Origin of the sequence: Streptomyces lienomycini, assembly GCF_027947595.1 — a bacterium.
GTDB classification, from domain to species: domain Bacteria; phylum Actinomycetota; class Actinomycetes; order Streptomycetales; family Streptomycetaceae; genus Streptomyces; species Streptomyces lienomycini.
In genome coordinates this window covers 3380210-3394177 of the sequence record NZ_CP116257.1, presented here as the reverse complement: position 1 = coordinate 3394177, position 13968 = coordinate 3380210, and the positions used below count along the sequence as shown (strand labels likewise).

The 13968-nt window shown below is 72.2% G+C and carries 17 protein-coding genes; 5 read left to right on the top strand and 12 right to left on the bottom strand.

Annotated features, from left to right (window positions below; translation table 11 throughout):
• Positions 1-173 precede the first annotated feature (173 nt).
• The 3 genes from BJ961_RS15340 (at position 174) to tgmB (ending at position 1809) form a co-directional block, all read left to right on the top strand.
• Entirely contained in the window at positions 174-494 is a 321-nt protein-coding gene (locus BJ961_RS15340) for a YkvA family protein (protein WP_271413383.1), read from the top strand.
• A gap of 120 nt (positions 495-614) precedes the next feature.
• Complete coding sequence (gene tgmA / locus BJ961_RS15335; RefSeq protein WP_271413382.1) at positions 615-806, top strand: putative ATP-grasp-modified RiPP; 192 nt, start codon at positions 615-617, stop codon at positions 804-806.
• Positions 807-822: 16 nt separating this feature from the next.
• Entirely contained in the window at positions 823-1809 is a 987-nt protein-coding gene (tgmB, locus tag BJ961_RS15330) for an ATP-grasp ribosomal peptide maturase (RefSeq protein WP_271413381.1), read from the top strand.
• A gap of 45 nt (positions 1810-1854) precedes the next feature.
• Here tgmB and BJ961_RS15325 read toward each other — a convergent pair whose 3' ends face one another.
• The 6 genes from BJ961_RS15325 to BJ961_RS15300 form a co-directional block, all read right to left on the bottom strand.
• The gene (locus tag BJ961_RS15325; RefSeq protein ID WP_271413380.1) at positions 1855-2070 is read right to left on the bottom strand and encodes a hypothetical protein; all 216 of its coding nucleotides are present in this window, start codon (positions 2068-2070) and stop codon (positions 1855-1857) included.
• Positions 2071-2178: 108 nt separating this feature from the next.
• Entirely contained in the window at positions 2179-2682 is a 504-nt protein-coding gene (locus BJ961_RS15320) for a hypothetical protein (protein ID WP_271413379.1), read from the bottom strand.
• Between the two features lie 240 nt (positions 2683-2922).
• Positions 2923-3186: a DUF5133 domain-containing protein gene (locus BJ961_RS15315; RefSeq protein ID WP_271413378.1), complete on the bottom strand. Its 264-nt coding sequence runs from the start codon at positions 3184-3186 to the stop codon at positions 2923-2925.
• A gap of 187 nt (positions 3187-3373) precedes the next feature.
• Positions 3374-5143, bottom strand: coding sequence for an ABC transporter ATP-binding protein (locus tag BJ961_RS15310; RefSeq protein ID WP_271413377.1), 1770 nt, complete (start codon positions 5141-5143; stop codon positions 3374-3376).
• Positions 5144-5328: 185 nt separating this feature from the next.
• A complete protein-coding gene (locus tag BJ961_RS15305; RefSeq protein WP_271413376.1) occupies positions 5329-5877 on the bottom strand; it encodes a hypothetical protein in 549 nt (182 codons plus the stop codon).
• A 28-nt stretch (positions 5878-5905) separates the two neighbouring features.
• Complete coding sequence (locus BJ961_RS15300; RefSeq protein ID WP_381156229.1) at positions 5906-6475, bottom strand: ATP-binding protein; 570 nt, start codon at positions 6473-6475, stop codon at positions 5906-5908.
• Between the two features lie 181 nt (positions 6476-6656).
• Between BJ961_RS15300 and BJ961_RS15295 the strand changes: the two genes are divergently transcribed.
• Positions 6657-6884, top strand: coding sequence for a DUF397 domain-containing protein (locus BJ961_RS15295; RefSeq protein ID WP_271413375.1), 228 nt, complete (start codon positions 6657-6659; stop codon positions 6882-6884).
• Between the two features lie 160 nt (positions 6885-7044).
• Positions 7045-7968: a helix-turn-helix domain-containing protein gene (locus BJ961_RS15290; protein ID WP_271413374.1), complete on the top strand. Its 924-nt coding sequence runs from the start codon at positions 7045-7047 to the stop codon at positions 7966-7968.
• A gap of 91 nt (positions 7969-8059) precedes the next feature.
• Here the strand turns inward: BJ961_RS15290 and BJ961_RS15285 are convergent, their stop codons facing one another.
• From BJ961_RS15285 to BJ961_RS15260, 6 genes are all read right to left on the bottom strand, one after another.
• A complete protein-coding gene (locus tag BJ961_RS15285; protein ID WP_271413373.1) occupies positions 8060-8878 on the bottom strand; it encodes an SAM-dependent methyltransferase in 819 nt (272 codons plus the stop codon).
• A gap of 146 nt (positions 8879-9024) precedes the next feature.
• On the bottom strand, positions 9025-10317 hold the full coding sequence (locus BJ961_RS15280) for an ABC transporter substrate-binding protein (protein WP_271413372.1): 1293 nt from the start codon (positions 10315-10317) through the stop codon (positions 9025-9027).
• Positions 10314-11459, bottom strand: a complete 1146-nt coding sequence (locus BJ961_RS15275; protein WP_271413371.1) for a branched-chain amino acid ABC transporter permease — start codon at positions 11457-11459, stop codon at positions 10314-10316. The genes BJ961_RS15280 and BJ961_RS15275 overlap by 4 nt, the downstream gene beginning before the upstream one ends.
• Positions 11452-12351, bottom strand: coding sequence for a branched-chain amino acid ABC transporter permease (locus BJ961_RS15270; RefSeq protein ID WP_271413370.1), 900 nt, complete (start codon positions 12349-12351; stop codon positions 11452-11454). The genes BJ961_RS15275 and BJ961_RS15270 overlap by 8 nt, the downstream gene beginning before the upstream one ends.
• The gene (locus BJ961_RS15265; RefSeq protein ID WP_271413369.1) at positions 12348-13148 is read right to left on the bottom strand and encodes an ABC transporter ATP-binding protein; all 801 of its coding nucleotides are present in this window, start codon (positions 13146-13148) and stop codon (positions 12348-12350) included. Before BJ961_RS15265 ends, BJ961_RS15270 begins: the two co-directional genes overlap by 4 nt.
• Entirely contained in the window at positions 13145-13936 is a 792-nt protein-coding gene (locus BJ961_RS15260; RefSeq protein ID WP_271413368.1) for an ABC transporter ATP-binding protein, read from the bottom strand. The genes BJ961_RS15265 and BJ961_RS15260 overlap by 4 nt, the downstream gene beginning before the upstream one ends.
• Between the last annotated feature and the right edge of the window lie 32 nt (positions 13937-13968).

Here is a 13968-nt window from a genome sequence, read left to right as displayed (position 1 = left end):
TGCGTCCCCGACATGCGACACGCCTGTGTGCTGCCCATTACTAGGCACGTCCACCGCGCCGTGCCACTCGAGTGGGCCGCAGGGATGAGAGACCCCGCCCGCCGGTCTTGCCACCGCCGTGAACGGGCATCCGGACAGGGAGGCGCGTGCCGCGCGCCGCAAGGGAGGGGACCGTGGATACGACCACAGTGATCGTCGTGGCGGTGCTGCTCGCGGCAGTCGTCCTCGCGGCGGCGGTCGCCGTCCTGGTGCGGCTGGTCCGCACCCGACGGGACCTCAGGCGGGCCGGGCTCCCCACGGGCCCGCGCTGGGTCTTCTGGGGCGCCGTCCTCTACCTGGTGCTCCCGGCGGACCTGTTGCCCGACCCTGTCTACCTGGACGACATCGGTGTGCTGCTCCTCGCGCTGCGCTCCACGCGCGGCTCGCTCGGCGGCCGGCGCTCGGCCGCGGACGGGCGGCGGTCCGGCGGCCCGCCCGGCGATTACGCTGCGTGAGGAAACCATTCACCCGTTCGATTCGTATAAGTCTCTGGAAGCCGAAGGAAGTCGGCGGACCAGGTGGCGGCGCAAAGGGGGCCGTCACCTGATCGGCGCAGCACCGACTAGGGAGAGACGATGCAACCGTTCGCGCTCAACTACGCACGGCCCGCAGTGGAGTTGGAAGCCATCACTCCGTACGTCTACGACTCCGGGCTGCAGTTGAACGTGCTCCTCGACGGGCGGGTGGCCGCAGGTGACCACGCGCTTCTGAGAGAACTGGGGACGACGACCTCCACCGCGGGGTCGAAGACTCACTTCGACGACTGAACACGGGTCGTCGACAATGACCGTGTTGATCCTGACCAGTGAAGAGGACGTCACCGCGGACATGGTGGTGGTGCACCTGAACGCGTCGGGGGTACCGGTGGTGCGCCTGGATCCGGCCGATCTCACCGACTCCGTCGCGCTCTCCGGCGAGTTCGCGCACGGATCGTTCCGGGGTCATCTGTCGTCGGGGGGACGTCTGGTGAGCATCGGCGGGCTGCGGTCCGTCTGGGTGCGCAGGCCGGGCGGCGCGGCCGCGCGGGCCGCCGAACCGTCCGCGTGGCTCACCGAGGAGTCCGGGCAGGCCCTCTACGGCATGCTCCGCGGCTCGGGGGCGCGTTGGATGAACCAGCCCGACGCCGCGCACCGGGCCCGGTACAAGCCCTGGCAGTTGCGTCTCGCCCAGCAGTGCGGGCTGCCCGTGCCGGCGACGCTGATCACGACGTTTCCACGGGCGGCACGCGAGTTCGCCGAGCGCTACCCGGATCTGGTGGTCAAGCCCGTCTCGGGCGCGCACCCGCAGGATCCTCCCCTGGCGGTGCCGACCAGCCGGGTGCCGCCCGAGGCCGACTTCTCCGCCGTCGCGCACGGCCCGACGCTGCTGCAACGCCGGGTCGCCAAGCGGGCAGACATCCGACTGACCGTCGTCGGCGACGCGTTGCTGGCCGCCCGGAAGACGGCGTCGGCGGGCCCGGACCCCGACGAGGTGGACGTCCGGTTCACGGCGCCCGGTGATCCGTGGCGGCCGGCCGAGGTGCCGCCGCGCGTCGCCTCGGGGGTCCTTGCCTACCTGCGGGCGGCCGGGCTGGCCTACGGCGCCCTCGACTTCGCGGAGGACGCCGACGGCACCTGGTGGTTCCTCGAGTGCAACCAGTCGGGCCAGTTCGGCTTCGTCGAGGTGGACACGGGCCAGCCGATCGCCCGCACCATCGCCGAGTGGCTGGCCCGGCCCGGCCCGGCGGATCCGCTGGACGCGGAGGGCCTGGGCGGCGCGGCCGTCGGGTGAGCCGCGGGCAGCCCTTCCCGGAACCGCCCGCCGCCGTGGCGTCCGTCAGTGCGGCCGCGGGCCGGGCAGCAGGGCGGTGCGCTGCCAGCCGGAGCCCGGGGACGGCTGGCGTTCGGGGCCCGGCAGGTGCCCGGGGGCACGCAGCGGGCGCATGACAACCTCAAGCTCCCTGCTCACCCGCTCGGCATCCCGCCGCACCTGCTCGGGGACGTCACCGCGTTCGGCGACGAGTCGGTCGTAGATGGGGGAATCCTGGAACACCCGTCAACGTGCCTTTCGTGTCGTCCGCCCCCGCTCGGAGGCGCGACTGAGCAGTCTAGGCGTCCGTTCACCCGGTGGTGCTCATTCCGCCAGGATGTGAACGGCCGCTCAGGCGCCGGTCGTGGATCCGGGGCGGACGATCATGAGGATCGTCACCGTGGCCCACAGCAGGTTGAACAGGCCCGTGAACATGGCGAGGCGGGCCGTCGCGGCACGCTCGACGGGCTGCCGGCCGGTCAGTTGCTCGAGGAGTTCCTCCTGGCGGGGCAGGACGAAGGCGGCCAGGAGCCCGGCGGCGACGGCGGTCAGGGTGATCGAGGCGATGAGCCACGCGTCCCCGAGGACGCCCATCGCGGCCGCGGTGGCGAACCCGAGGACCGGCACCGCGATGCCGAGACCGGCGTAGACGCGGCAGATGCGGTGCAGCACCCGCACGGTGCTCACACCCGCGTCCCCGGTCCCCGCCTGCGCACCGGCCACCGCCGGGGCGCCGACGGGCAGGGCCACCGTCACCTTCCGCGCGGCCGCCGGAAACATGCTGGCCGCGACGGTGACGGGTCCCACGGCGAGGATGGCCGCCAGGACGTGGAGGGACAGCAGGATCTTGGTCATCGGTCGGGCTCCGGAGGGCGGGATCGGGCGAAACGGTGATCGAGATCCACGGTAGGGAGGCGCCGAGTGATCGCACAGGGGCCGGAACGACACCTTCCGACGGGATCCCGCCAGGCTCTCCAGTGACGGTCTGTCCGACCGGTGGTGCGTGCGCGGGCCCCGCGCCGTGGATCGGCTCGACGTGACCGGTCCGGTTCGGTCCCGTTGGATCCGCGACGCGGGGCCCGGGGTGCGGCGATGTCACACGGCCAGGGACAGGCCGTTCTCCCCGTCGGCGTCCACCGGGCGGGTCTCCCGCGTCGTGCGGCCCTTGGCGAGCAGCAGGCTGTCCGCCTTGGCCACCGCGTCGTGGACGCTGGTCGTCGCCGTCATCACGCACAGTGTGTAGCTGACGTCCGCCAGTTCCCGCGCCGTCGCGGGCAGCTCCCTCTCCGCCTGAGCGATCCGCAGTTCCGCGTAGCGTGTCAGCAACTCCCTGACGACCTTCGGGTCCGGTTCGAGCACGAAGCGCCCCTCTCTCGATTTTCGCTGCGTATGCCCGAACCCGGCGGAACCAATCGCACCATGCCCGTTCCTGCAAGCTTTTGACCGGAATCCTTCGCTTCCGACGGGGCTCCACGGGAGATGCCATCGACTTGGCCGAAATCGGGCGGCTCGATCCGGCGCGACCGACCGCGTCCCCTCCCGCCGGTCAGGCGACCTGGCCGCTGTGCAGTGCCGTGTACGCCCCTTTCCTGGCCAGGAGTTCGTCATGGGTGCCGGTCTCCAGGACGCGGCCCTCCCCCATCACCACGATCCGGTCCGCGCCGCGCACGGTGGACAGCCGGTGGGCCACGACGAACGTGGTGCGCCCGCGCAGCAGCCGGGCCAGCGCCTGCTGGACGAGCGCCTCGGAGCGGGTGTCCAGCGCCGAGGTGGCCTCGTCGAGGATCAGCACCCGGGGGTCCCGGATCAGGGCGCGGGCGATGGCCAGGCGCTGGCGCTGCCCGCCGGACAGCCGGGCGCCGTGCTCCCCGACGAGGGTGTCCAGGCCCCGCGGCAGCCGGTCGACGAACTCCAGCGCGTTGGCGTCGCGCAGGGCGCGGCGCACGGTCTCCTCGTCGGCGTCGTCCATGCCGTAGGCGACGTTCTCCCGTATGGTGCCGTCGAACAGGATGGACTCCTGCGGCACCACCGACACGAAGCGCCGGTAGGTGCGCAGGTCGAGGCTGTTCATGTCGGTGCCGTCGAGCAGCAGCCGGCCCGACGTCGGACGCAGGAAGCCGATCACCAGGTTGAGCACGGTGGACTTGCCGGCGCCGGACGCGCCCACCAGGGCGATGGTCTCACCGGGTTCGACGGAGAGGGTGAAGTCGCTGACCGCGGGCCGCCCGTCGGTGTCGTAGAGGTGGCCGACGCCCTCGAAATCGACGGCTCCGCGCAGCGAGGCCAGCTCCTGCTTGCCCTCGTTGTCCTCCAGTTCGGGCGCCTGGAGCACCTCGCCGACCGAACGGACGGACTCCAGGCCCTTGGTGATGACCGGGGCGAGGCCCGCCAGGGTCGTCGTGGAGTTGGTGAGGGTGGTCAGGAAGGCGCTGAGCATCACCACGTCGCCCGCGGTCACTCCCCAGACGTCGTAGTACGAGACCAGTGCGGCGCCCGCGAGTACCAGGACGCCGACCACGTTGAGCACGACCCAGGACAGGGAGCCGAAGCGGCCGTTGACCAGGTCCAGGCGCATCCCGGAGGTGAGCAGCCGGTCCAGGGTGCCGTCCATGCGGCGCAGCGCCTTGCCCTCCAGGCCGTGGGCGCGGGTGACCGGGATGAGCCGGGTCATCTCCGTGACCCGTGAGGACAGGGTCTCCACCTCGTGGCGGAAGTGCTCGTTGTGGGTGCGCAGCCGCGCGCGGAGCCGGGCCACGAGGAGGGAGGCGGCGGGGACGACGACGAGGAAGACGGGCAGGAACTCCGGGGTGCGCACGGCGATGATGACGAGCCCGCCGGTGAGCACGGTGAACGCGCCGAGCCCGGTCTCGGCCGTCTGCTGCACCATCTGCTCCACCGTCTCCACGTCCCGGACGACCTTGGCCTGTAGGACGCCGGCGCTGACGCGGGAGTGGTAGCCGATGGAGAGTTGCTGCATGCGCGTGCACAGCGCGGAGCGCAGGGCGGTGCCCATGCGGCGCACGCTGCCGTACAGGAGGCGGACGTACAGCAGGTGCAGCGGGTAGTTGACGACCAGGATGAACATGATGATCCCGGTGCTGGTCCACAGGTCGTCGACCGGTCCGTGCTGGACGACGGTGTCGATGATGGAGGCGGTGATCAGCGGCAGCAGCCATACGGGGCTGTGCTTGACGGTGAAGACGGCGACCGCGCCGGCCAGTCGGCGGCGATCGGCGCGGAACAGGTAGACGAGCGTGCGTATCGGGTGTTCGCCCCGGTAGCGGTGATCGAGCGGTTTTTCCATCGACGACGCCATCGGCGTGGTCCTCCTGGTGACCGAGTGGGGCAAGCGCTTACTTCCCGCGCTTTCCTACCCCGTCGGCCGGGAGTACGCCACATCGTTCCGCGCCTCGGAAGGGGACCCGCGCCTTCTCCCCCGTGGAGGGCGCGGGTCCCGGTCTCCGGGCGTGCGGATCCCTCGGCGCCCCGAAGGCGCGGGTCTCATTCCCCGAGGGTGCGGGCGAGTTCGGTGGTGGCGCGCGTGATCTCGCTGTCGTCCTCGGCCAGCAGCCGCTCGAGCCCGTCACGGCGGGCGCGGACGGCCTGCCGTGCCGCGCGCTCCCAGGCCACCGGGTTCTCACGGTGGTTGAGCAGCTTGGGGTAGACGGTGGCGGTGGTCTCCCACTGCCGGGCGTCGGCGATGTTCTTCAGCAGCTGGATGATCTGCGCCCGGCAGCTCACCTGAGGGCGCTGCGCCAGTTCCCAGAGGAAGGGGACGGTGGCGGCGGTCGCCTGTTCGACGACGAAGCCGTACTGGCAGATGCGCTTGCGCAGGTCGTCGAGGGCGGCACGGGCGGTCTCGGCGTCGCCCCGGGCGACCTTGCGCAGCAGCCGGGGAATGGCCGCGGCCGAGCCGCTGGAGTCCTGGATGTCGCTCCAGGGCACGCCGTCGAGGCCCGCGAGGAGGACGGGGCCGCGGGGCGGGCCGGGCGGCTGCGTCTGACGGTCGGTGCGCTGGATGCTCGGCTCGGGTGTCGGAGCGCTGCGCATGGTGTGGGGCCCTTCCGCGGCAGTCGGGTCAGGTGAGGGGGCGGGTCGGCAAGGTGGCCCAGACCGTCTTGCCCGCCGGGAAGCGGGGCGTCCAGCCCCACTCCTCGGCGAGGGCGTCGACGATGCGCAGGCCGCGTCCGTGCTCCTGGAGTGCGGAGCCGTCGGACGGGTCGAACACGGGCTCGTTGTCCCCGGGGTCGGAGACGGTCAGCGTCAGGTGGGCGGAGTGCAGGACGAGTCCCAGCCTGACCTCCGGAGCACCGGCCGCCGCCGACGGCACCGCGTGCTTGACGGCGTTGGAGACGAGTTCGGTGATCACGAGGACCGCGTCGTCCCCGCGGTCGGCGAGGGACCACCCGCGCAGGGTGTCCCGCGCGAAGACCCGGGCCCGGGCGAATCCCTCCCGGCTGCACGCCACGCTCAGTACGACGGAGGCCGGCCGGTCGCCCGGCACGGGGCCTGTCGCGTACGGGCCGGGGAACGGACGGCCGGTGATCTCTCGCACGGTGCGCGGGAGCCCTCCGGACCGGCTCGCCGCGCCTGTCTCCGACACGGGTTCGCCGGGCGACCGGAGCGATGAATGTGCAGGTGACGACACAGCATCTCCCTGATGCGACGTCAGATACAGGCATCGACCCGGGGGTTGACGCCACGGCTATTATCCACGCTGAGAGCGCTCGCGTGCAATTGCACGAGAAATTGCGCGAAAAAAATCGGATGGGGGCGCTCGGGGACCGGCACGGACCGGTCCGCTCCCCCCGAACGGCAAGGAGACCGCGGTGCCACCAGTGCGCAACGGAGTGCAGGCCAGCCTGTTGGACGCCTGCTGGAAGAAGAGCCGGCACAGCAATGCCGAGGGCAACTGCGTCGAGGTCGCCCTCGTGGACGGAGGCATAGCGATGCGCAACTCCCGTGACCCGGACGGCCCCGCGCTCGTCTACACCTCCGCCGAGGTGGCCGCGTTCCTGGCCGGCGCCAAGGAGGGCGAGTTCGACCACCTGGTGTAGGAGCGGGGCCGCGCGACGGCCGCCGGACACACGCGACGACGCGACGGGGCGATGGCTCCCAAGCGGAGCCCAACTACCCGATTTCTACAGGCGGATGCGGCAGGCGACGGTGGGATGAGATAGTCTTCGCCTCAAGTCTGCCGGTCTGCTGGGAGCCAGGATGTCCGCCGCGTCGCATCGCATCTCCCGTCTCGAACCCTATCTGGACCGGTCCGAGCCGGCCCCGACCCTGCTGAAGATGCTCGTCGGCGTACAGCTGGCGGGATTTCGCGAGGACGCCGGCCTCTCCCAGGAACAGGCCGCCCGCGAGATCGGCTTCAGCCCGGCGAAGCTCTCGCGCATCGAGTCGGGCAAGGGCCGCAGGCCTCCGACGGAGAAGGACGTCCGGGCACTCCTCACGCGGTACGGGACGGACCCGTACGAGGCATCGGTGCTGCTCAAGCTGTTGCGGCGGGCCGGTGAACCGGGCTGGTGGCAGCGGTACGACAAGCGCCTGATGCCGGAGTGGTTCGACCGCCTGGTCGGCCTGCAGGAGGCCGCGGCGACCATCCGCACCTTCGAGATCCAGTATGTTCCGGGACTGCTCCAGACCGCCGCCTACACCCGGGCCGTGGTCGAGCGCGGCCTGCCGAACGTTCCGGAGGCCGAGGTGTTCCGCCGCGTCGAACTGCGCAAGCGCCGGACGGAGTTGCTGCACCGCGGCGACCCTCCCCAGCTGTGGGCGATCATCGACGAGTCCGTGCTGTGGCGTGTGCTCGGCAGCCGTGACGTCATGCGCGAGCAGCTCGCGCACCTGGTCACGATGGCCCAGCGGTCCCATGTGACGCTGCAGATCGTGCCGCTGGACGTGACGAACGCGTCGGCGCCCGCCATCCCGGTCACCTATCTCCGCTTCGGCGGCGTCGATCTGCCCGACGTGGTCTATCTGGAGCACATCAGGAGCGCCAACTTCCTCGAGGACCAGGACGAGACCGAGGAGTACCGGGTCGCACTGGACCGGCTGGCCGACGAGGCCCTGACCCCGCGCGAGTCGCTGGACCGGCTGCGCACGACGATGGCGACGCGCTACACCGACGACGAGTAGCGGGAACGGCGCGAGGGGCCACGCGCGGCGCGCGGGACCCCTCATGTACGTACGGGTGGTCCGTCGGTTGTCCCTGCGGCCGGTCCGTCGGTCAGCGCAGGCGGCCCAGGCCGCCGAACTCGATCCACTCGTCGGTGAGCTGGCGGGGCGCGACCTCGGTGTCCGGTCGCCAGGTGGAGACCTCCACCAGACCCGGATCGAGGATGTCCATGTCGCCGAAGAGCGCCTCGACGTCCTTCGGCTCACGGACCCGGCCCCAGTGCCCCTGGGTCGCCTGGTCCATGAAGTCCGTGACGAACTTCCGCACCTCGGCGTCCTCGCTCACCAACTGGCACATCACCGCGTAGCTCCCGGGCGCGAGGCGCTCGGTGACACGGCGGACGACCGCCTGCGGACCGTCGGTGTCGCTGTCCGGGATGCAGTGGAAGACCGAGTTGAACAGGACGGCGACCGGCTGCGTGAGGTCGAGCAGTCGCCGGGTGTCCGGGTGGGAGAAGATCTCCTCCGTGGCGCGCATGTCGGCGTGTATGACCGCGGTCCGGTCGTTCTGGTCGAGCAGCGCCCGGCCGTGGACGAGCACCATGGGGTCGTTGTCGACGTAGACGACGCGGGACTCGGGGTCGATGCGCTGGGCGACCTGGTGCACGTTGTCCTGGGTGGGCAGGCCGGAGCCGTGGTCGAGGAACTGGCGGATGCCGTAGTCCTCGGAGAGCGTGCGCACGACCCGCTGCAGGAAGCGCCGGTTGTTCAGCGCCAGCCGGCGCGTGCTGGGGACGACCTTGTCGAGTTCTCCGACCGCCGCGCGGTCGGCCGCGTAGTTGTCCTTGCCGCCGAGGTAGTAGTCGTACATCCGCGCGGCCGTGGGCACGTTGGCGTCGATCTCCGTGGACACCTGCTTGTCGACCTGCATCGTTCCCCCAGCTCCGTACCGCGCCAACTGCACTGGCATGACCGAGAGTACATCCTAGGGACCATGGCTTCGGGGAAACCACCCCCTGGACGACGCGGCCGCCAAGTCCGCTGCCGAGCAGGTGAATTGGCGGCCGCCGAGCCGGTTCAGCCGCGCGCTGCCAGGTAGGCGTCCACTCCGGGCGCCTTACGGGCCTCCTCCACGCCCACCAGCCCGCCGACCGCCTTGGCGTCGGGCTTCAGCACGTACGTGGACCGGCTCGCCGGCGCGGTCACGTAGGTGAAGTTCTGCGGGGTGCCGAGGCCGGTGTCGGCGTTCTTCTGCGAGCGGTGCGCCTTGACCACGTCCTGGCGGGTGAGGCTGCCGCCCTCGCACGCCTTCTTCAGGTCGGCGCCGATCAGTTGGGCGGCGTTGTACCCGGACAGCACACCCGAGTCGACGGGCTCGCCGGGGTACTCCTTGTTGTAGGAGGCGACCATCTTCTTGACGCCCGGGAGGTCGGAGCTGACCGCCGGTGCCGCGCTGACCACGTGCACCATGGCCTCCAGCGCCGGCGCCGCGGGCGTCTTCAGCAACTGCGGGGAGTAGCCGGGGGCGCTGCTGACGATCGGCACCTCGAGCCCGCGGGCGGCGGCCACCCCGGCGAGGGAGGCGGTCTGGGCGGGGCCCGCGCTGATCAGGATCGCCTTGACCCCGGCCTTGTCCAACGCGGACACCTGTGCGGTCAGGTCGGTGTCCGTGGCCTTGATCTTCTGCCCGGCCACCTCGATCCCCACCTGCTCGGCGGCCCACTTCGAGCCCTCCAGCGCGTTGGCGCCGTAGTCGCCCTCGAAGTAGACGTGACCGATCGTGTCGCCCTTGGCCACCTTCTTGGTGCGGGTCAGGAAGTCGACGGCGGCGATCATGTCGATGTCGTAGGTGGTGCCGAGGACCTGGACGGAGTCCCGGCCGAGCAGTGAGGCCGCCCAGGCCTGCGGGAAGGTCAGCATGTGGTCCCGCTCGATGTCGTCCAGCAGGGCGGCGACCACCGGGGAGCCGATGACCTGGGGCAGGGCGACGACGTCCGGTGCGATGTCGGCGTAGGCGGTGACCGCCTTCTGCACGTCGTAGCCGTGGTCCTTGACGACGATCTCGACCTGGCGTCCGCAGATGCCGCCTGCGGCGTTGGTCTCGTCGGCCCACATCTGCTGGGCCTGCACGATGCTCTTGCCGAGGGTGGCGTAGGGGCCGGTGAGGTCGGTCAGCGCGCCGAGTCTGATGGTCTTCTCGCTGATTCCGGGTCCGGTCTTGACGCCGTCGGCGGCGTCGTCGGTGCTGCCGCCGTCCGCCTTGGAGCTGCAGGCGGTGCCCGCGAGGAGCACGGCGGCCAGTGCCGCGGCCGTGGTGGCGGTCCGGACCGCGGTGCGGGCGGTGCGGGGCCTGGGGTGCGTGACGTTCACGGGGTGTGCTCCTTGGCTCGTGCGATGGTGGCGTCTGGGGCGGCGGCGGCCGGGGTGGTCCCGGTGCCGGGAGGACCGGTGACGGACGGCCGGCGGCGCAGGCGGGCCCGGGCGCGGCGGGCCAGGCCGTGCAGGCCGTCGGGGGCGTAGAGGAGGATCACGACGATCGCCGCGCCGTAGAGGTAGCGGGACGCCTCGGTCGGGCCGATCGAGCCGCCCCCGGAACCCGGCGCCGCCACCAGCGGCAACTGGTCGGCGTAGCGGGTCATCAGCAGGGGCAGCGCGGTGACGAAGACGGCGCCGGCGGTGGCTCCGGCCACCGAGCCGAGGCCGCCGATGACGATCATGGCGAGGTAGTCGACGGAGAGGGCGAGGGAGAAGTAGTCGGGCACCACGCGGCGGAAGGAGAGGGCGAGCAGGACGCCGGCGAGGCCCGCGTACATCGAGGAGACGACGAACGCGGCCGAGCGGTACCGGGCCACGTGCACGCCCATCACGGACGCCGCGGTCTCGCTGTCGCGCAGGGCCACCAGGGCGCGTCCGGGGCGTCCGCGCAGCAGTCCGCGCGCGGTGAACCAGGTGACGGCGAACAGGGCGAGGCCCAGGTACCACAGCCGTTCCTCGGCGCCGAACGGCACGCCCAGGACGGTGAGGCCGGGACCGGACTCGGCGAAGGCGAAGCCGCCCAGCTCCAGGGGTGGCACCGAGCGCCCGTTGAAGCCGCCGGTGACGGAGTCCGCGGTGAGCAGGACGTGGTGGCCGAGGAAGACCAGGGCGAGGGTGGCCACGCCGAGGTAGATGCCCTTCACCCGCCCGGCGACGGGACTGAACAGGCCTCCCGCCGCACCGGCCAGGAGCACGGCGAGGACGAGGGCGAGGGCAGGGGGCAGCCCGGGGCCCGGCTCGCCCGCGAGCCAGACGTAGCCGTAGGCGCCGACGGCGAGGAAGAAGGCGTGCCCGAGGGAGAGTTGCCCGGCGGTGCCGCTGAGCAGCCCGAGTCCGACGGCGCCGATGGCGGCGGCCATGGAGAACAGGCCGATGCGCAGCCAGAAGGCGTCCAGGTAGAAGGGCAGGGCGCACAGGAGCAGGGCGGTCAGCAGGAGCGGGCCCCGCTTGAGGGCGAGGGATCGCGGGTCAGACACGGGCCGCCCCCTTCGCCGCGAAGAGTCCGGCGGGGCGCACCAGCAGGACGAGCACCATCACCGCGTAGGGGGCGACGTCCCCGAAGCCCTCGCCGAGGACGTGCAGGTCGGACTGGTAGCCGGCGACGAACGCCTCGGTGAGGCCGATCAGCATGCTGCCGACCAGGGCGCCGACCGGGGAGGTCATGCCGCCGAGGATGGCGGCCGGGAACGCCTTCAGGGCGATCTGCCCGGTGGTGCGCTCCAGGCCGGGCGCCGGGAAGGCGACCAGGAAGACCGCGGCGAGCGCGGCGAGGCCGCCGGCCAGGCACCAGGCGAGGGTGCGTACGCGGGTGAGCCGTACGCCCATGAGGGCGGCGGCCTCGCGGTCCTCCGCCGCCGCGCGCAGCGACAGGCCCCAGGGGGTGAACCGGAAGAGGGCGAAGGCGCCGCCGATGGCGACGGCGGACACCAGGATCGCGGCGATGCGGCTGTCCGCCATCGTCACCGGGCCGAGGTCGGTCACGGCGGAGCCCCAGGGGTCGCCGAGCGGCAGCAGGTCGCCGCCGATGCGCCGGGCGAGGTCGGTGACCAGGACGATGTCGATGCCGATGGTGACGATGGTCTGGACGTGGGCGGCGCCGGGGTCGCTCCCCCCGACGCGTTGCAGCACCACCCGGTCCAGCACCCCGGCCGCGGCCGCCGTCACGAGGACCGCGACGGCGAGCGCCCCGGCGAAGCCGAGGTCGTCGTGGAGGACGGCGACGAGGTACCCGCCGAGCAGCAGCAGCGAGCCGTGGGTGAAGCTGAGGACGCCGGAGGCCTTGAAGATGGTGACGAAGCCGAGGGCGATCAGCGCGTAGACGGAGCCGAGGGCGAGGCCGCCCACGAGGCTGTCGAGGAAGCCCGTCATGCCGCGTCCTCCCCCGTGCCGCCGGTGCCGAGGTAGGCGCGGAGCACCTCGGGGTCGCGCCGGACCTCGTCGGGGGTGCCGTGGGCGATGGCCCGGCCGAAGTCGAGGACGGTGACGTCGTCGGCGAGGCGCATGACCAGGCCCATGTCGTGCTCGACCAGGACGACGGACAGGCCGAGTTCGGCGCGGATCTCCTTGACCACCCCGGTCATGCGGGCGCGTTCGGCGGCGTTCATGCCGGCCACGGGTTCGTCGAGCAGCAGGACACGGGGCTCCAGACACAGGGCGCGGGCGAGTTCGACGCGTTTGCGGTCGCCGTAGGACAGCAGCGCGACGGGTGAGTCGAAGTGGGCGCCGAGGCCGGTGAGTTCGGCGATCTCTCGGGCCTTGGCGAGGTGTTCGCGCTGTTCGCGCAGGGCGCGCGGCAGGCGCAGGGCGCTGGCGGCGAAACCGGCGCGGGACAGGGCGTGGCGGCCGAGCATCAGGTTGTCGGCGACGGTGCCCTGGGTGGTGACGATGTTCTGGAAGGTGCGGGCGACACCGAGGGCGGCGATCCGGTGCGGGGCGAGCCGGGTCAGTTCGGCGGCGCCGAGCCGTACGGTGCCGGCGGTGGGGCGGTACAGGCCGGACAGGACGTTGAAGCAGGTGGACTTGCCGGCGCCGTTGGGTCCGATGACGGCGTGCACGGTGGCGGGGGCGACGGTGAAGGAGACGTCGTCGAGGGCGAGGAGTCCGGCGAAGCGCACGCTCACTGCGCGTACGCGGAGCGCGGGCGGGGCCGTGGCGGGGGTGGTCACGCGGCCCCCTTGCCGTCGGCGCCGTCGGTGGTCTCGCCCAGGTAGAGGCGGCGTACGGCGTCCGTGCGGGCGAGTTCGGCGGCGTCGCCGGACAGCCCGATCTCGCCGACCTCCAGGACGTACGCGTGCTCGGCTAGCGACAGGGCCATGCCGGCGTTCTGTTCGACGAGGAGGACGGCGGTGCCCTGGGCGTTGATCTCGCGGACGACCTCGGCGATGCGGTCGACCATCATCGGGGCGAGTCCGAGCGAGGGTTCGTCGAGGAGGAGCAGGCGGGGGGCGGCCATCAGGGCGCGGCCGATCGCGAGCATCTGCTGCTCGCCGCCGGACAGCAGGCCGGCGGCCTGGCGGGTGCGTTCGGCGAGCCTGGGGAAGAGGGTGAGGACCCGCTCCCGGGCCTCGCGGACCTGTGCCGGGGCACGCCGGTTGAGGCCGAGTCCGCCGGCCCGCAGGTTCTCGTCGACGGTGAGTCCGGCGAACACCCGCCTGCCCTCGGGCACCTGGACGACTCCGGCGCGTACGGCGGCGACGGGGTCCCGGCCGTCGAGGACCGTGTCGCCGTAGCGGACGCGACCGGCCGTGATCGCGCCGCGGTGCAGGCGCAGGGTGCCCGAGACGGCCCGCAGCAGCGTCGTCTTGCCGGCGCCGTTGGCACCGAGGAGCGCGACGACGGCGCCGCGCGGGACGGTCAGGGACACGGAGCGGAGGGCGGACAGCGCGCGCCCGTACGTCACGTCGAGGCTCTCGACGTGCAGCGCGGGCGTGCCGTCCGGTGGTGCTGCGGGCATCGCGGCTCCTTGGGACCGCGCCGGGAGGGCAC